The sequence below is a fragment of the Zoogloea oryzae genome (genome assembly GCF_030161255.1).
GTDB lineage: Bacteria > Pseudomonadota > Gammaproteobacteria > Burkholderiales > Rhodocyclaceae > Zoogloea > Zoogloea oryzae.
In genome coordinates, this window is record NZ_BSPX01000051.1 from 1 (window position 1) to 15,887 (window position 15,887).

15 protein-coding genes are annotated in these 15,887 nt (G+C 66.2%); 7 read left to right on the plus strand and 8 right to left on the minus strand.

The window, feature by feature from the left end; all coding sequences use genetic code 11:
• The coding region (locus tag QQK25_RS15445; RefSeq protein ID WP_284188733.1) for a M20/M25/M40 family metallo-hydrolase at nt 1–894 on the minus strand (894 nt) is incomplete at its 3' end.
• 106 nt (nt 895–1,000) lie between these two features.
• Between QQK25_RS15445 and QQK25_RS15450 the strand changes: the two genes are divergently transcribed.
• From QQK25_RS15450 to QQK25_RS15460, 3 genes are all read left to right on the plus strand, one after another.
• A complete protein-coding gene (locus QQK25_RS15450) occupies nt 1,001–1,579 on the plus strand; it encodes a transglutaminase-like domain-containing protein (RefSeq protein WP_284188734.1) in 579 nt (192 codons plus the stop codon).
• Nucleotides 1,580–1,653: 74 nt separating this feature from the next.
• The gene (locus QQK25_RS15455) at nt 1,654–3,615 is read left to right on the plus strand and encodes a helicase-related protein (RefSeq protein WP_284188735.1); all 1,962 of its coding nucleotides are present in this window, start codon (nt 1,654–1,656) and stop codon (nt 3,613–3,615) included.
• Nucleotides 3,616–3,629: 14 nt separating this feature from the next.
• The gene (locus QQK25_RS15460) at nt 3,630–3,842 is read left to right on the plus strand and encodes a DUF3820 family protein (protein ID WP_284188736.1); all 213 of its coding nucleotides are present in this window, start codon (nt 3,630–3,632) and stop codon (nt 3,840–3,842) included.
• 12 nt (nt 3,843–3,854) lie between these two features.
• Here QQK25_RS15460 and QQK25_RS15465 read toward each other — a convergent pair whose 3' ends face one another.
• A complete protein-coding gene (locus QQK25_RS15465) occupies nt 3,855–4,784 on the minus strand; it encodes a LysR substrate-binding domain-containing protein (protein ID WP_284188737.1) in 930 nt (309 codons plus the stop codon).
• Nucleotides 4,785–4,880: 96 nt separating this feature from the next.
• On the opposite strand from QQK25_RS15465, the gene QQK25_RS15470 reads away from it, so the two are divergent.
• The 4 genes from QQK25_RS15470 (at nt 4,881) to panB (ending at nt 7,613) form a co-directional block, all read left to right on the plus strand.
• Nucleotides 4,881–5,324: a PaaI family thioesterase gene (locus tag QQK25_RS15470; protein ID WP_284188738.1), complete on the plus strand. Its 444-nt coding sequence runs from the start codon at nt 4,881–4,883 to the stop codon at nt 5,322–5,324.
• A gap of 36 nt (nt 5,325–5,360) precedes the next feature.
• A complete protein-coding gene (locus QQK25_RS15475; protein WP_284188739.1) occupies nt 5,361–6,041 on the plus strand; it encodes a glutathione S-transferase N-terminal domain-containing protein in 681 nt (226 codons plus the stop codon).
• 6 nt (nt 6,042–6,047) lie between these two features.
• Nucleotides 6,048–6,665, plus strand: coding sequence for a DsbA family protein (locus tag QQK25_RS15480; RefSeq protein ID WP_284188740.1), 618 nt, complete (start codon nt 6,048–6,050; stop codon nt 6,663–6,665).
• Between the two features lie 117 nt (nt 6,666–6,782).
• Entirely contained in the window at nt 6,783–7,613 is an 831-nt protein-coding gene (gene panB / locus QQK25_RS15485; RefSeq protein ID WP_284188741.1) for a 3-methyl-2-oxobutanoate hydroxymethyltransferase, read from the plus strand.
• Between the two features lie 94 nt (nt 7,614–7,707).
• Here the strand turns inward: panB and QQK25_RS15490 are convergent, their stop codons facing one another.
• From QQK25_RS15490 to QQK25_RS15515, 6 genes are read right to left on the minus strand one after another with little or no spacing between them, the layout of a single operon-like run.
• Nucleotides 7,708–10,830: a type I restriction endonuclease subunit R gene (locus tag QQK25_RS15490; RefSeq protein ID WP_284188742.1), complete on the minus strand. Its 3,123-nt coding sequence runs from the start codon at nt 10,828–10,830 to the stop codon at nt 7,708–7,710.
• Nucleotides 10,827–11,510, minus strand: coding sequence for a hypothetical protein (locus QQK25_RS15495; protein WP_284188743.1), 684 nt, complete (start codon nt 11,508–11,510; stop codon nt 10,827–10,829). Before QQK25_RS15495 ends, QQK25_RS15490 begins: the two co-directional genes overlap by 4 nt.
• Nucleotides 11,497–12,222 carry a hypothetical protein gene (locus tag QQK25_RS15500; RefSeq protein ID WP_284188744.1) on the minus strand — a complete coding sequence of 242 codons (726 nt, stop codon included), beginning with the start codon at nt 12,220–12,222 and terminating at the stop codon, nt 11,497–11,499. Before QQK25_RS15500 ends, QQK25_RS15495 begins: the two co-directional genes overlap by 14 nt.
• Complete coding sequence (locus tag QQK25_RS15505) at nt 12,213–12,653, minus strand: hypothetical protein (RefSeq protein WP_284188745.1); 441 nt, start codon at nt 12,651–12,653, stop codon at nt 12,213–12,215. Before QQK25_RS15505 ends, QQK25_RS15500 begins: the two co-directional genes overlap by 10 nt.
• Before the next feature lie 14 nt (nt 12,654–12,667).
• A complete protein-coding gene (locus QQK25_RS15510; protein WP_284188746.1) occupies nt 12,668–14,020 on the minus strand; it encodes a restriction endonuclease subunit S in 1,353 nt (450 codons plus the stop codon).
• Nucleotides 14,017–15,858 (minus strand): type I restriction-modification system subunit M, encoded by a 1,842-nt coding sequence (locus QQK25_RS15515; protein WP_284188747.1) that lies wholly within the window; start codon nt 15,856–15,858, stop codon nt 14,017–14,019. Before QQK25_RS15515 ends, QQK25_RS15510 begins: the two co-directional genes overlap by 4 nt.
• Nucleotides 15,859–15,887 lie beyond the last annotated feature (29 nt).

The following is a 15,887-nucleotide window of genomic DNA, read 5'->3' on the forward strand; positions in this document are numbered from 1 at the left end:
GGCCTCGCCCAGCGCATCGCCGCGGCCGGCGGGCAGGGCGACGGTGGCGCGGGCTTCGCGGGGCAGGGCGTTGCGGGCGGTGCCGCCTTCAAGGGTGGCGAGGCGCAGCGGAAACTGGCTTTCCAGATCCCGCAGCACCCGCACCAGCAGCTTGATGGCGTTGCCGCGTTCTTCGTGGATGTTGACGCCCGAGTGGCCGCCGCGCAGGCCGGTCAGGGCGATCTGCCAGGCCTCATGGCCGGCGGGCAGGGCGTCCGGCGTGCCGGGGCGGGCGACGTTCACGTCCAGCCCGCCGGCGCAGCCCAGGTAGAACTCGCCCCAGTCCTCGGTATCGATGTTGAGCATCAGCCGGCCCTGCAGCACGCCGGGTTCCAGCCCCTGGGCGCCGCCCATGCCGGCTTCCTCGTCCACCGTCAGCAGCGCCTCGAGGGGGCCGTGGACGAGGCGGGGGTCTTCGAGCACCGCCAGGATCAGCGCCACGCCGATGCCGTTGTCGGCGCCCAGCGTGGTGCCCTCGGCCACCAGCCAGCCGTCCTTCAGCACGGGGCGGATCGGGTCGCGGGTGAAGTCGTGTTGGGTGTCGGCGTTCTTCTGGCAGACCATGTCGAGATGGGCCTGGAGCACCACGCCGGGGGCGGCCTCGTGGCCGGGGCTGGCGGGCTTCTTGAGGATCAGGTTGCCGGCGGCGTCCACCTGCGCGCCCAGCCCCTTGGCGACGGCCCAGGCGAGCAGGTGATCGCGCAGGGCGTCCTCGGCCTTGGAGGGGCGGGGGATGGCGCACAGGGTGGCAAAGTGGCGCCACACGGCGGCGGGCTGAAGATCGGCGAAGACAGCGGGCAGGGCAGACATGGCGGCGGAATCGGCGTGGATGCGTGAAACGGAAGCGCCAAGCATCGGAGGGATGCGGCGGTGCGTCAAGGGGCAGCGTGGCGTTCGACAGCGGCGCGTGGCCCACGTAAGCTCGCACTCCCATACGCCGACACCTTGCCCGGACAGCATCATGCAGCCCTATCTCGCCGCCAGCACCTACATCGATTTCGACCACCCGGACGTCGCCGCCCAGGCGCGCCGGCTGGCCGACGGCGCCGCGTCGCGCATGGACGTGGTGCGCCGCTGCTTCGAGTTCGTCCGCGACGAGATCCGCCACAGCGTGGATTTCATGCAGAACCCGGTCACCTGCAAGGCGTCGGACGTGCTGCGCCACCGCACCGGCTACTGCTACGCCAAGAGTCACCTGCTCGCCGCGCTGCTGCGGGCCAACGGCGTGCCCGCCGGGCTGTGCTACCAGCGCCTGTCGGTGGGCGACACCGGCGGGCCTTACTGCCTGCACGGGCTCAACGCGGTGTGGCTGGATGACCTCGGCTGGTTCCGCATCGACGCCCGGGGCAACAAGCCCGGCGTGGATGCCCAGTTTGCGCCGCCGGTGGAGCGCCTGGCCTTTGCGATCCGCGAGCCGGCCGAGCGCGATCTGCCCGAGATATGGGTCGAGCCGCTGCCCTGCGTGGTCCGCGTGCTCGAAACCGAGCCCGACGTGGCCGCCGTGCTGCGCAACCTGCCGGATGCGCCGTTGATCGGCTGACCGCCTGCAGCTTTTTTTTGCCTGATTTTCCGGGCTGGCCCGCCGCGGCCGGCCCCGTGTTTTTTCGACTGAAGATGACCAACACCGAATCTCCCCAACCCGCCCCCGCGATGGACCTGCGCTTCATCGTCACCACCAGCAGCAATCGCGTGTGGCTCGCCGCCAGCCGGCGGGTGCGCATCCGCGGCGAAGAGTTCCGGCTGGTGGGCTACCTGCCCGAGAGCTGCCTCGGCCACGCCGGCCACTGGCGCCGGCGGCCGATCGCGGGGCGCCAGACGCTGGAGCAGGCCATGCTGGCCGCCCAGGGCGCGCACCTCGAAGCAGCGCTCAACGCCGCTGTCGCCGAGATCGGCATCTTGCTGGAAGCCTGCGCCACCGAAGGGCTGGAGCCCAACCTGCGCGGCCTGCGGGATGACTGGTCCGCGGGCCGGCTGGATTTCTCCACGCTGCCCAAGACCCTCGCCCAGACCCTCGCCGACCTCCGCGCCCGGCGCCGCCATCGGGATCTGGCCGGGCAGATCGGGCGCTCGGTGCGCCTGTCGGACTACCCGGACACCTTTGTCGCCCGGCGTCGCCCGCGCAAGCTGATCGCCGTGCTGGGGCCGACCAACTCCGGCAAGACCCACGACGCCTTCGAGCGCCTCGCCACCGCCCGTGCCGGCGTGTACCTCGGCCCGCTGCGCCTGCTGGCGCTGGAGGCTTTCACCCGGCTCAACGAGGAGTTCGGGGTGAGCGCCTCGCTCATCACCGGCGAGGAGCGGCGCATGGTCGAGGGCAGCCGGGTGACCGCCTCCACCATCGAGATGCTCGACCCTTCCGCCGAGCTGGAGGTGGCGGTGATCGACGAGATCCAGATGCTCAGCGACCCGGACCGGGGCTGGGCGTGGACCCAGGCGGTGGTGGGCGCCAACGCCGCCGAGGTGTGGCTGGTGGGCGCGCTGTCGGCGGAGCCGGCGGTGGTGGCCCTGGCCGAGCGCCTGGGCCTGCCCCTGGAGATCCGCCGCAAGCAGCGCAAGCACCCGCTGGTGGTGGGCGAGGCGCTGTCCCACAACCCGGCCGGTGCGCTGCGGCGGGCGCGGCCGGGGGACGCCTTCATCGTCTTCTCGCGGCGCGACGCGCTCAACCTGCGGGATGACTTCCTGGCGCTGGGCAAGTCGGTGGCGTGCATCTACGGCGCCCTGTCGCCCGAGGTGCGCGAGCGCGAGGCGCACCGTTTTGCCGGCGGCGACGCGGACATCCTGGTGGCCACCGACGCCATCGGGATGGGCCTCAACCTGCCCATCGAGCGGGTGGTGTTCACCGCCATCCAGAAGTACGACGGCACCACCCGCGACACCCTGTCGCCGTCGCTCCTCCAGCAGATCGGCGGGCGGGCCGGGCGCTTCGGCCATCAGGAGGAGGCGGGCGTGGTGGCCGGTCTCACCCCGGCCGAGCACAAGGTGGTTGCCGCGCTGATGAAGGCGCCCCAGCCGCCGCTGGAAACCCGTGGCTTCCAGATCACTGCCGGCAGCGCGTATCTGGAGCAGATCGCCGAGATGGCCGGCGACACCCGGCTGGAGGCGCTGCTGTCGCTGTTCCAGCTCCACGCGGATTGCGGCGACGGCTTCTTCGTGCCGCACATCCCCGAAGAGCAGCTCGCTCGCGCCGCCCAGCTCGACCGGATGAAGAACCTCACGCTCCACGAGAAGCACGTGTTCTCGATGGCGCCGATGGCGTCCCAGAACGAGACCATCGACGGCGTGTGGCGCGACTGGGCCTACACCGCCAACAAGGGCAAGGCCATCGAGCTGGATTTCCTGCCCCGCGTGCCCCAGCGCGCCTCGCTGGAAGAAGCCGAGACCACGGTGCGCCTGATCGCCGCCTACCGCTGGTTTGCCTACCGCCTGTCCGAGCGCTTCATCGACCAGGAGATGGCCGACGCCTGCCTCGCGCCGTGGATCTCGGTGGTGGATGGCCATCTGCGCAGCCGCTACCGGCAGGGCGTGGGCGGCGGCCGCAAGGGCGTGCCGAGCTGGTACTGGCCGGTGCGCCACTGATCGGAGGTGGCGCGATGAACCCGGAACTCCTCGAACTGCTGGTCACCCGCAGCATGCCCTACGGCAAGTTCAAGGGCCGCCTGCTGGCCGACCTGCCGGGGCATTACCTGGCGTGGTTTGCCCGGGAAGGCTTTCCCGCCGGGCAGCTGGGCCAGCTGCTGGCGATCATGCACGAGCTCGATCACAACAACCTGCGGGCGCTCCTCGACCCGCTGCGGCGGGGCTGAGGGCGGCGGCGCTCATCCGTTCTCCGGCAGGGCATCTGTGAGCCGTGCCTCGGCAACAATCCAGTCCACCAGCGCCTGGGTCTCCTTCGATGGCGTTGCGTCGCGCAGGAGAAGGCAGAAGACCTTGTTTGATCTGGGCCCCGGATGAATCGTCGGCAGGGCCCGCAGACGACCGTCAGCCAGCATCGGGCGGATGAACTGGCTGCGCCCGAGCGCAATCCCCTGGCCCGCGACGGCCGCGTGGACCATCTGGTCGAAGAGGTTGAAGCGGAGCACGCCCCTCGGCCTGACGCCGGACCAGCCCTGCATCTCCAGCCACGCTTCCCAGTTCCACCAGGGGGACTGGTCCCCTTCGAATTCGAGCAGGACGGAGCGGCGGATGATGTCGGGGTCGTCCAGTCGGGCGATGCCCAGGCTGGGGTGCGCCACCGGGAAGACCGTCTCGCCAAACAGCCGCCGGGCGCCCGCCGGCATGGCGGGCTCGGCACAGTAGCGGATCGCGACGTCGAGCCCTTCCTGGCGCAGGTCGACGATGTTGTTGTTGGCCGACAGGCGCACTTCCACGTTCGGGTGCCGCTGCTGGAAGCCCGGCAGGCGCGGCAGCAGCCAGAGCCCAACGAAGGAGATGCTGGCGGTGACGGTCACCGGTCGGTGGCCTGCCTTGGCGGCCTGGAGTGCGCCGATGGTCTCCTGCAGTTGCTGCATTGCGTTGTCGGCGATCAGGAACAGCCGCTCGCCCTCAGGCGTGAAGCGGATCGAGCGGTGGGCGCGTTCAAACAGCTTGATGCCCAGCGCCGACTCGAGCCCGTGGATCTGCCGACTGACCGCCGACTGGGTCAGGAACAGATCGTGGGCGGCGAGGGTAATGCTCATGCGTCGTCCCACGGCGACAAAGCCACGCAGGGACTCGATGGAGGGGATCTTGGCGAGGGGCGTCAGCATTCTCTGGGCTCATGCATTGCGCCGAAAAACTCGGTTGTACGGCGCTCATCCATGAATTCTAATCCGGGCGTGCCCCCTTTCATGGAGTTGTGAAGCATGGCCCACGTATCTGATCCCCATTTCGCCGATCGCGTCCGCGCCAGCTTCGAGCGGCAGCACGCGATGCACCTCATCCAGGCCACCTTGCCCGTCGTGCAGCACGGCCGCACCGAAATCCATCTGCCCCACTGGCAGGGCGTGGAGCAGCAGCACGGTTTCGTTCATGGGGGCGTGGTCGGCATGATCGCCGATTCAGCCGCCGGCTACGCCGCGATGACGATGGTGCCGGCGAGCGCCTCGGTGCTGACTGTTGAATACAAGATGAACCTGATGGCACCCGCCGATGGCGACAAGCTCATCGCCCGTGGCGAGGTCGTCCGCTCGGGGCGGACGCTGATCGTCACCAAGGCCGAGGTCTTTGCCGTGAAGGAGGGTAAGGAATCCCTCTGCGCGCTGATGCAGCAGACCATCATGGTCATGCATGGCAAGGTCGAGAAGTGATCTGTCAAGTGTCCGCCGGGGTTGGGGGAGCGAGTCATGATTGATGTTTACAGCTGGGCCGCACCCAACGGACACAAGGTGCAGATCCTGATGGAAGAGCTGGGCATTTCCTACCGACTCATTCCCGTCGATATCACCCGGGGCGCCCAGCACGAGCCCGGCTACCTGGCCATCAACCCCAACGCCCGGATCCCGGCCATCGTCGATCACGTGCCCCACGACGGGGGCGAACCCCTCGCCGTGTTCGAGAGCGGCGCCGTGATGCTCTACCTCGCCGACAAGGAGAAGCGCTTTGTTCCAGTCGATCCGCGCCAGCGCGCGGAAGTGCTGCAGTGGCTGTTCTGGCAGGTGGGCGGGCTCGGCCCGATGATGGGGCAGGCCCAGCATTTCTTCCGGTATGCGCCCGCGCGGATTCCCTATGCCATCGAGCGCTATCAGCATGAAGCGCGACGGTTGCTTCGGGTGCTCGACCAACGGCTGGCAGGCAGGGATTACATCTGCGGCGATTATTCGATTGCCGACATGGCCTGCTTTCCGTGGGTCCGCATCCACAGGCTCACCGGCCTGACCCTCTGCGATTTCGCCAACGTCCAGGCATGGTATGGCCGGGTGCGAAGTCGACCGGCGGTGGGGCGTGGGCTTGATCTGCTGCGGGACCGCTGGGTGGATGTCGCCACTTCGGCCGAGGCGAAGCAGCATCTTTTCAGGACGGAATGATTGACCATGAGCGAACTCGACAGCCAGACGGTTGACGCCTTCGTCGACCTTCGGAGCCCTTATTCCTATCTGGCGCTCAAGCCTGCCCGCCTGCTGGCGGAGCGGAGTGGCTTCACGTTCGACTGGTGGCCGTTCATCACGGATTTCCGTTCCGCCTACGGGGGCGAGGTCGAGGAGCGCTCGGGCCGCGACATCGCAAAGGTCAGGTATCTGTACATGGATTGCCGCCGGCTCGCCGCGAAGCAGGGGCTGACGATCCGATCCACCACCAAGCTCTGGGATGCGACCCTCGGCAGCCAGGCTCTGCTGTTTGCCAAGTCCCGCAACCGGCTCTGGGCGTTCTGCGATCCCATGCTTGCCGCCTTCTGGCGCCGGGAGTTCGATCTGGAGTCGCAGACAGCGATCGACGCCGCCATCGCCGCAGCCGGACTGGACGTCGCCGACTGGCACGCCTACCAGCAGACCCGGGCGCCCGCCGATCTGCTCGCCGCCACCCTGCGGGCGGAAGCGCTCGGCGTCTTCGGCGCGCCAACTTTCGTCTATCGGGGCGAGCTGTTCTGGGGGAGCGACCGTATCGATCTGCTCGCGTCGACCCTTGACCCGTCAAAGCCCTGGGCCTTCTGAGTGCAGCGTGAGGGCGGACCCCGCCGAAGGCCGTCAGGCCACTCGGTGGCATGACCCCATCTCGTTCCATACCGACTTGCCTTCCAGACGAAGGTATCCCCACCAACAAGGATCAACATGACCGGGTACTTGCAGGACAGCGATGTAGCCACCCGAAGAAAGGCCGTCACCCTGCCGGCGCTTCTGAAGATGTGCGCCGAGGGCCGGAAGATCGCCGTGCTCACCGCTTACGACGCAAGCTTCGCGTCACTGATGGACAGTTGCGGCGTTGACGTGCTGTTGGTCGGCGATTCCCTTGGCAATGTCGCCCAGGGGCGCAGCACGACGCTGCCCGTGACGCTGGATGACATCGCTTATCACACCACCTGCGTCGCGCGAGGCAACAAGACGGCTTTCCTTGTGGCAGACATGCCTTTTGGCACCTATGGAACGCCCGAGGTTGCCTTTGACAACGCGGTCCGGCTCATGCGGGCCGGGGCGCAGATGGTGAAACTCGAAGGGGGTGCCTGGCTGACCGAAACGGTGCGTTTCCTCACCGAGCGTGCCGTTCCGGTGTTTGCCCATCTCGGGCTCACGCCGCAGTACGTCCATCAACTTGGTGGGTTTCGGGTGCAAGGCAGGAGCACCGAGGATGCGGAGCGGCTCAAGGCTGATGCGCTGGCGCTTCAGGCCGCAGGCGCGTCCCTGTTGTTGCTCGAGGCTATCCCTGCAGCACTGGGCAAGGAAGTGACCGGCTTGATGTCCATCCCCACCATCGGCATCGGCGCGGGCCCCGACTGCTCGGGTCAGGTGCTGGTCATGCACGACATGCTCGGCGTCTTTCCGGGCAGAAAGGCGCGCTTTGTGCGGGACTTCATGCCCGGACAGACGAGCATCGAGGGCGCGATCCGCGCGTATGTCCAGGCAGTCCAGGACAGCAGCTTTCCCGCATCGGAACACTGTTTCTGAATGGCCTTCGCTTCATCAGCCGAGGGCGGCCTCTGGGTTTGCAGCCCGGGCTGTAGCTGGCAGCCCTCGTGAACGATGCGTCGGCCGGCGGCGGTCAGGCGGGCGGCCGCAGCCCCTGCGCCCGTGTCCGCAGCGCCTCGTACAGCTGGGCTGGCCCCAGCAGGGTTTCCTTCAGCCCTTCCCGCACCCGCTCCGATCCGAGCGCCTGGGCGCTCATCGTGTTGTGGGCTTCCAGCGCATCCATGATGGCGCTCATCAGGGCGCTGGCGAGGTCGGGGGAGTTGGCAAACTGCTCCTTGCTGTTGTTGGCGGCCTGCCGGACGAGGGTTTCGTTTTCCAGCAGCTTGCCTTTGAGCACGCCGTTCACGTACACCAGCTGGTCGTCGTCCGACAGCTCGCCCTCGAAGAGCCCGTTCACCTTCTGGATGATCTCCTCCAGCAGGCCTTTTTCCTTCTCCTGTACCGCGCCGCTGCCGGTGTCGGTCATCGGCGCCAGCCGGGGCGCCTCGCCGGCCTTGAGGTTCAGTGTCTGCTGGCCCTTGTTCTTCAGGGTGTGGTGGGTCAGCACCACTTTCGAGAGGTCCACCGTGTCCCGCTCGCAGCCGAAGTCGAGGAGGGGAATCAGCCGCTTGTAGAAGAGAAAGCGCTTCTCGATGTCCGTGTTGCCGTAGTCGAAGATCTGCGACAGAAAGGCGTACAGCCGGCAGAAGGCGCCCATGTCGCCCTTGAACAGCACCAGCACATCCATCGCGTCCCGGGCGGCCTGGGCGGCGTCCTTGTCGTGGCTGGCTTCGGCGGCGGCCCGCTGGGCCTGCAGGGCCTTGTAGCGTTTCAGCAGGCGGTCGGCCACCGGGGCGAGGGCGGCGCTCAGCTGGGCCTGGGTGCCTTTCGGGTCGGTCTCGACCTGGGCCACCCGGTCCACCTCGAAGCTGTCGTAAAAGCCGGCGCCGTCGAGCTTGGCGCGCAGGTCGAAGACCAGATGCGGATCGGTATTGGCTTCCAGCCGGGCGGTCTCGTGGTAGGTCTTGAAGGCGGTCAGCACGTCCTCGGCGTCGTTCACAAAATCGAGGATGTAGGTGGTGTCCTTGCCCGGGTGGGCGCGGTTAAGGCGCGACAGCGTCTGCACCGCCTGGATGCCGCCCAGCCGCTTGTCCACGTACATGCCGCACAGCAGCGGCTGGTCGAAGCCGGTCTGGAACTTGTTGGCCACCAGCAGCAGGTGATGGTTCGGGTCGGCGAAGGCTTCGCGGATGTCGCGTCCCTTGAGCCCGGGGTTCAGCGCCTTGCTGGTCTCGGCGACCGGCTCGGGGTAGCTCTCCGGGTCGTCGATCTCGCCCGAGAACGCCACCAGCACGCCCAGCTGATAGTTGCGCTTGAGGATGTAGCCGGTGATGGCCTTCTGCCAGCGCACCGCCTCCTTGCGGCTGGCGACCACGATCATCGCCTTGGCCTTGCCGGCCAGGAGCGGCTGCACGTTCTCGCGGAAGTGCTCCACCACCACCTGCACCTTCTGGCTGATGTTGTAGGGGTGCAGGCGCACCCACTGCATGATGCCCTTCAGCGCCTCGGATTTCTCCACTTCCGTCTCGTCGTACTCCTTGCCGTTGTTGGCAAGCCTGAAGGCGAGCTTGTAGGTGGTGTAGTTCTTCAGCACGTCGAGGATGAAACCTTCCTCGATCGCCTGGCGCATCGAATAAACGTGGAAAGGCTGCGGCAGGCCGTCGGCGTCCTTGCGGCCGAAGAGCTCCAGCGTCTTCGGCTTGGGCGTGGCGGTGAAGGCGATGTAGGTGAGGCCCTTGTCCTGGGCCGCCTTGGCCGACATCTGGGCGGCCAGCAGCGCCTCGGTGTCGATCTCGCCCCCGTCCTGAAGCTCGGCCAGTTCTTCCGCCGACAGCACCTGCTTGAGCTTGGCCGCCGCCTCGCCGGTCTGCGAGCTGTGGGCCTCGTCGGCGATCACCGCGAAGCGCTTGCCCTCGGTGGCGGCGAGTTCCTGCACGGCCTTCAGGGCGAAGGGGAAGGTCTGGATCGTGCACACGATGATCTTCTTGCCGTCCTTCAGCGCCTGGGAGAGCTGGGCGCTCTTGCTGCCGTGCTCGTCGGTGATGGTCGCCACCACGCCGGTGGTGCGCTGGAAGTCGAAGATCGCCTCCTGCAACTGGGCATCCAGCACGGTGCGGTCGGACACCACCAGCACGCTGTCGAACACCTTGCGATGCGCGGCGTCGTGCAGGTCGGCCAGGAAGTGGGCGGTCCAGGCGATCGAGTTGGTCTTGCCCGAGCCGGCGGAATGCTGGATCAGGTAGCGATCGCCGGGGCCGCGCTTTTGCCAATTCTCCAGCACGTCGGCCACCAGCCTGCGGGTGGCGTCGAGCTGGTGAAAGCGGGGAAAGATGACGCTCGCGAGCTGCTTCCTGTCGTTGCGCTTGCCGATCAGGTAGCGGCCGAGGATCTCCAGCCAGCTGTCCCGCTGCCACACGTCCTGCCACAGGTAATGGGTGGCAAAGCCGAAGGGGTTGGGCGGGTTGCCGGCGCCGCCGGCGTTGCCCCGGTTGAAGGGCAGGAAGCGCGTCGCCGTGCCGGCCAGCCGGGTGCTCATCATCACCTCCGACTGGCTCACCGCAAAATGCACCAGCGCCCCGCCGGGGAAGGCCAGCAGCGGCTCCGCCAGCCCGCCCCTGGGGGCCGGGTCACGGTCGAAACGGTACTGATCCACCGCATCGCCCACGCTCTGGGTGAAGTCGGATTTCAGCTCGGCGGTGGCCACCGCGATGCCGTTCACAAACAGCACCAGATCCACCGCGTCCTTCGGGTTGTTGAGGGAGTGATGCACCTGCCGCACCACCCGCAGCCGGTTGGCCGCATAGGCCTGCTGGATCGCCGGGTTGAGCCCCAGCGCCGGCCTGAACTGCGCCAGCGAGAGCGGCTTCTTCAGCCCCACCAGCTCCACCCCGCGCCGCAGCACCTCCAGCGTGCCGTGCTCGTTGAGGCACTTGCGCACCCGCTCGGCCAGCACCTTGGGCAGCGCCGCGCCGTGGGTCTTGGCCAGCGCCTGCCAGCTCTCGGGCTGGGTCGCCTCCACCCAGGCCAGCAGGTCGGGCAGGAAGAGGGCGTTTGGGCGGTCGTAGTGGGCGGCGTCGCCCTCGGCGTACAGCCAGCCGTGACGGGCCAGGTGATCGCAGATGGCGGCTTCGAAGTGGATTTCCTGGTGCAGGTTCATGGGGTCAAGGCTTTCAGGCGCCCCAGGACAACGCCGACGCGCTCCGGCTCGGCCAACAGGCCCGGCAGCACGTTCGCGAAGTCCGGGCTCGCCAGCAAAGGACCAAATGCCGCAGCCACAGCCTGCCGGACGTCGACAGGCGCGGCGGCCATCTCAGAGGCAAGCTCCTCGCGCCCATCTACGATGTTGAGCACATCCTCAAGGTCATGGCTGCTCAGGAAGTCGCCGCCGCCTCGGCCGGCAAAGGCCTCCAGCTTGGTTGCGACAAAAGCCACGGCGCTCACTAGCCGAATCGTCACGCCATTGCCCAGGTCCACGGGCGCGGCGGTTTCGACTGCATAGGGATACCAACGGTTCGAGAAGCCCAGTACATCCGGCTGCACCGGCATCAGGTCGAAGAGCACACCCGATGCCTTGTGCACCCAGCGACAAATCACGTCGCTGCTGACGTCGCGCGCAAACCCACGCGTGGCCACCGATGCCTCGATTCGATGGAACAAGGCCCGGTTTGCACTTACCACCGCATCCACGTCGCGGGTGGCGCGGACGCTGTCGGCCAGTGGGTCCGTCACCAGCAGGCCGGCCACGGCGCCGCCGATGAACACCACCTGTTCCCGCAAGTCGCCCAGGGCCTCGGCGACTTGGCGAAGGTGGGGCAAGTTCGGGTCATTGGTTCGCATCGGCACTCTCCAGGCCGTGCTGGTTGAGCTCGGCTTCCATCAACTGGGCTGCCAAGGCTCGCTCGCGCGCACGTCCGGTCCGCAAAGCGTCCAGTAGGGCCAGCAGGCGATGCAGCGCAGGGTCGGCGAGTGCGGCCTGAGGGGCGGTCTTGTAGAGCGGCGAGAGCGTGGGGCCCTTCGCGAAGCCGGTCGGATGAGCCCAGACGGGCGCATCTCCCGGGGCCACCATCATCCGGCCGGCAAGCGGTTCCATGCCGATAGACGTCGGTACCCCGCGTTTGACCGGCCCCTGAGTGGCCGGCCAGACGTAACGCACCCCGTGCAGCATGAACTCCAGCAGGTTCGACCGGACCGGCGACCATTCGCCGCGTGCCGGCGCGACCGCCAGGCCGGAGGCCACGGCGCGCTTTACGCTCGCGTGGGTCTCCGACGCGCTCATGGCAAGAGCTTTGCCCAGCGCGGCATAGGTCCAGCGCTGTGACGGGTTCGCAGCCGCCTTCAGCAGCACCAGCAGGTCTTGAGGTTTGAGCTCCATCGTTCGCCATATTCGCAATTCGCGAATTACGAATACTTGCCGATCTTGATGCGATTGGCAAGCTGAAACTGGCCACGCAACCAATCGCGCGGCGCCTGCGCGGCGCCAGATCAAAGCCCAGTCATCTGAAATAACGCCCGTGCTCGCCCTTCGACCTGCGCCGTGTTTCAGCGCCATGACTTGCCGTCCTCGTGGAGCACGAACTGCTCGAACCCGTAGCCGACGTGCCGGGGTGGCTGTTGTAGCAGCGGCGCCGGTCGGTGCAAGGCTTCAGTGCCGAGGACCGCCTGCCGCAGGCCCGCAGCGGAAATCCGATGGATGTCGACCCGATGGCCGGCGCTCAGGTAGTTCAGGAGCGTGTCGTTGCCGTTGCCGGCACGCATCTGCGCATGGTGGAAGTTGTTGCCGCCCATGCCATCCCCCCGAAACATGCGGTCGGCCGTCTGCGATCCGACGTCGCGCCTGTCGGACGGACTCAGGGCCGCGAGCGACGAACCCGTCGGGGCGGCGACATGCAGCCAGGCGTCCGGGCGGCATTTCGGCGCATGGAAGGTGGATTCAATGACTGGCAAGTCGAAGACAGGAGCCAGATGGAAAATCAGAGGCATGGGCGCGCGATGGCTTACGCGGCTTCGTGTCGGACGTCGATCTTGCCGGTGACAGCGGCCGAAATCAGGGCGGTGCGGCGCTCCTTGAGGAGGGCGATGGCGCGCTCGGATTCGGTTTTGAGGGCGTCGAGTTTGGCGGTTTCCCTAGCGATAAATGCAGTAATGGCCGCTTGTTCCTCTGAGGGAGGTAACGCGAGTTTCCGCGACGACATGATGCTCAATGGAATTCGAGACCGGGTTGTTCCTGTTGCCATAGCTCCAGCGTCATGGGCGGCTCCTGTGGAGAGTTGCCACGCAACAAATTCGGGTATAGCTCGTTCAGTATCGAGACGAAATCTAAAGCAATCGGCTTTGACCAACGCGACGCCAAGACCATCCGGCGCAACGCACGCGCGGCCCAACAAGTTGTTGTCATCGCCAAGGCCAGCCACTAAAAGGTCGCCTTCCTTTACTTCATGGCCGCGAAGTTCCTTCTGGAAGTAGCTCTCATCAAGGAATACAGGCTCGCCCATATTGAATAGACCTGCACGGATGTTCTGCAACCGAACAACAAGCGCACCTTCATCGGTGTAATGCTCTGACTTGATACCCGAGCCAAATGGGCCATCACATCGTGCAACAGATATACGTCCTAGCGGCGTTAGCACCCAATGCTCCGGCACCTCCCCTAGCCACGCCACGCCAGAATCCTTCATCGGCGCATTCGGGTTCAGGCCCTTGGTGACGGCATGGGAAATGGTGGCCTGGCGCTTTTCGGCGAGCAGCCGCAGGAGCGTCTCCTGCTCGGCAATCAGCGCGTCGATCTTTCCGGTTTCGCGGTCGAGGAAGGTTGCGATGGCGGTTTGTTCGGGAATGTTCGGAGCAGGAATCCGTAATGAGGATATTGTTTCCTGACTGATATTTGGTTGTCCTCCACCTGTTGCGTAAAGGTCGATGATTCTTTGCTTAAACCCATGGAGCCAATAGAACACAAAGCGTACGTCCAAGCTGCGCGGCACGGAAAGAACGCAACATGCCTGATTTGTTGCTGCGTCAACGCCAAGAAAGCCAAGCCTTCCGATAGTTGCGCCATACATGGCAATCACCAACGCACCCTTTGGATGAACCTTAAGGGTCGAGAATTTCTGAAGTGCTGCTGGTGTAACTGATTTGGTTGTTTCGCAGACTACGGCTTCGCGCAATTCGCCAGTCGTTATCCAAGGAATAGTTCCTTCGTCATACCAATGGCGCTCGTCGCTTGGCGGTGTTGTTCCGCTCCCTATGGCGCCGAAGGCATGGCGTAGCTTCCACGTCTCCCAATGCGCTGGCACCTCCCCCAGCCACTCAACCCCGCTGTCCTTGTACTCCGGATACCTCGGCAAGCTCATTCCGCCAGCCCTTCCAGCATCGCCATGATCCGCGCCGTGACGCCCTTCAGCTCCTCGTCGATCTCGTGCAGGCTGCGCGGCGGCTCGAAGACGTAGAAGTGGCGGTTGAAGGGGATTTCGTAGCCGACCTTGGATTTCTCGCGATCGATCCACGCATCCGGCGCATGAGGCAGGACTTCACGCTGGAAGTAGGCATCGATGTCCTCGGTGAGCGGCACGTTCTCGGTGTCGCGCAGGGCGCTGTCGGGCTGGGGCTTGCCTTTCTGCTTGCCGCGCTCGCCGAGCACGATGTTGCCCGCGTCGTCGCGCAGCGGGCGCTCGACGGTGATCGTGGTGTAGCCAAACTCCTCGTTCTTGAAGACGCGGGAGATGGGCACGCGCTTTACCTTGCCGCCTTCGGGGGCTGCCGGCTCGGCGTCGCCGAAGAGCAGGATCTGGCGGGCGACTTCCTTGCCCGCTGCGTCGAGCACGATGGCCTGTTCGGCTTCGACGAACTCGCCGAACAGCCGGGTGATGTCGGCGATGTGCTGCTCGGAGAGCTCCTTGCGCTTGCTGCCGAGGCTCTTCCTCATCTTCTGCCAGAAGCTGCTGGCGTCGATGAGCTGCACCCAGCCCTTGCGCTCGTCGGGTTTCTTGTTGGAGAGCACCCAGATGTAGGTGCTGATCCCGGTGTTGTAGAACATGTCGGTGGGCAGGCCGATGATGGCTTCCACCAGGTCGTTCTCGAGCACGTAGCGGCGGATCTCGGATTCGCCACTGCCGGCGCCGCCGGTGAAGAGCGGTGAGCCGTTGAGGACGATGCCGATGCGGGCGCCGCCATCCACCGCCGGGCGCATCTTGCTGATGAGGTGGAGCAGGAACAGCATCGAGCCGTCCGACACCCGCGGCAGGCCGGGGCCGAAACGCCCGTCGAAGCCTTTTTCGGCGGCTTCCTTGCGCACGACCGATTCGACCTTCTTCCACTCCACGCCGAAGGGCGGGTTGGAGAGCATGTAGTCGAATTTGGTGCTGGCGTGGCCGTCGTCCGACAGGGTGTTGCCCGCCACGATGTTGTGCACGTCCTGCCCCTTGATGAGCATGTCGGCCTTGCAGATGGCGTAGGACTCGTCGTTGAGCTCCTGCCCGAACAGGTTGAGGCGGCCGGCGGGGTTATGCTCGTGCAGGTATTCGCCGGCCACCGACAGCATGCCGCCGGTGCCGGCGGTGGGGTCGTAGAGGGCGCGCACCACGGCGTTGCCGGCGGTGAGCACGTCGTCGTCCTCGATGAAGATCAGGTTCACCATCAGGCGAATGACCTCTCGCGGGGTGAAGTGCTCCCCGGCCGTCTCGTTGGAGATTTCGGCGAACTTGCGGATCAGCTCTTCGAAGACGAGGCCCATCCGGGCGTTGTCCACCACGTCGGGGTGCAGATCGATGTTGGCGAACTTCTCGGTGACGAGGTAGAGCAGCCCGGCCTTGGCGAGGCGTTCGACCTGGGTGAAGAAGTCGAAGCGCTCGAAGATGTCGCGGGCCGCAGGCGAGAAGCCCTGGATGTAGGCGTAGAGGTTCTGGCGGATGTGGTCCTGGTCGCCGAGCAGGGTGGAAAGATCGAGCGGCGAGGTGTTGTAGAAGTAGCGCTGACCGGCCGCGCGGAGCAGGAAGGGGTCGGGGTTGAGGCCGGCCTTGGTCTTGGCTTCCAGCTCGGCGAGCACGGCGGGCTTGGTGGCAGCCAGCACGCAGTCGAGGCGCCGCAGGACGGTGAAGGGCAGCACGACCTTGCCGTATTCGGACTGTTTGTAGTCGCCGCGCAGCAGATCGGCGACCGACCAGATGAAGGAGGAGAGGGCTTGGTGATTCATTGGCGTTGTCGATGAGCGGGGGACATGAA

Excerpts from the sequence above, each read along its gene's own strand:
- QQK25_RS15465 (WP_284188737.1), bottom strand. The coding sequence starts at position 4,784 with ATGCTGACGCCCCTCGCCAAGATCCCCTCCATCGAGTCCCTGCGTGGC.
- QQK25_RS15505 (WP_284188745.1), bottom strand. The coding sequence starts at position 12,653 with ATGCCTCTGATTTTCCATCTGGCTCCTGTCTTCGACTTGCCAGTCATT.
- QQK25_RS15495 (WP_284188743.1), bottom strand. The coding sequence starts at position 11,510 with ATGCGAACCAATGACCCGAACTTGCCCCACCTTCGCCAAGTCGCCGAG.
- QQK25_RS15500 (WP_284188744.1), bottom strand. The coding sequence starts at position 12,222 with ATGGCGCTGAAACACGGCGCAGGTCGAAGGGCGAGCACGGGCGTTATT.
- QQK25_RS15515 (WP_284188747.1), bottom strand. The coding sequence starts at position 15,858 with ATGAATCACCAAGCCCTCTCCTCCTTCATCTGGTCGGTCGCCGATCTG.
- panB (WP_284188741.1), top strand. The coding sequence starts at position 6,783 with ATGACCGGGTACTTGCAGGACAGCGATGTAGCCACCCGAAGAAAGGCC.
- QQK25_RS15470 (WP_284188738.1), top strand. The coding sequence starts at position 4,881 with ATGGCCCACGTATCTGATCCCCATTTCGCCGATCGCGTCCGCGCCAGC.
- QQK25_RS15480 (WP_284188740.1), top strand. The coding sequence starts at position 6,048 with ATGAGCGAACTCGACAGCCAGACGGTTGACGCCTTCGTCGACCTTCGG.
- QQK25_RS15490 (WP_284188742.1), bottom strand. The coding sequence starts at position 10,830 with ATGAACCTGCACCAGGAAATCCACTTCGAAGCCGCCATCTGCGATCAC.
- QQK25_RS15475 (WP_284188739.1), top strand. The coding sequence starts at position 5,361 with ATGATTGATGTTTACAGCTGGGCCGCACCCAACGGACACAAGGTGCAG.
- QQK25_RS15450 (WP_284188734.1), top strand. The coding sequence starts at position 1,001 with ATGCAGCCCTATCTCGCCGCCAGCACCTACATCGATTTCGACCACCCG.
- QQK25_RS15460 (WP_284188736.1), top strand. The coding sequence starts at position 3,630 with ATGAACCCGGAACTCCTCGAACTGCTGGTCACCCGCAGCATGCCCTAC.
- QQK25_RS15455 (WP_284188735.1), top strand. The coding sequence starts at position 1,654 with ATGACCAACACCGAATCTCCCCAACCCGCCCCCGCGATGGACCTGCGC.
- QQK25_RS15510 (WP_284188746.1), bottom strand. The coding sequence starts at position 14,020 with ATGAGCTTGCCGAGGTATCCGGAGTACAAGGACAGCGGGGTTGAGTGG.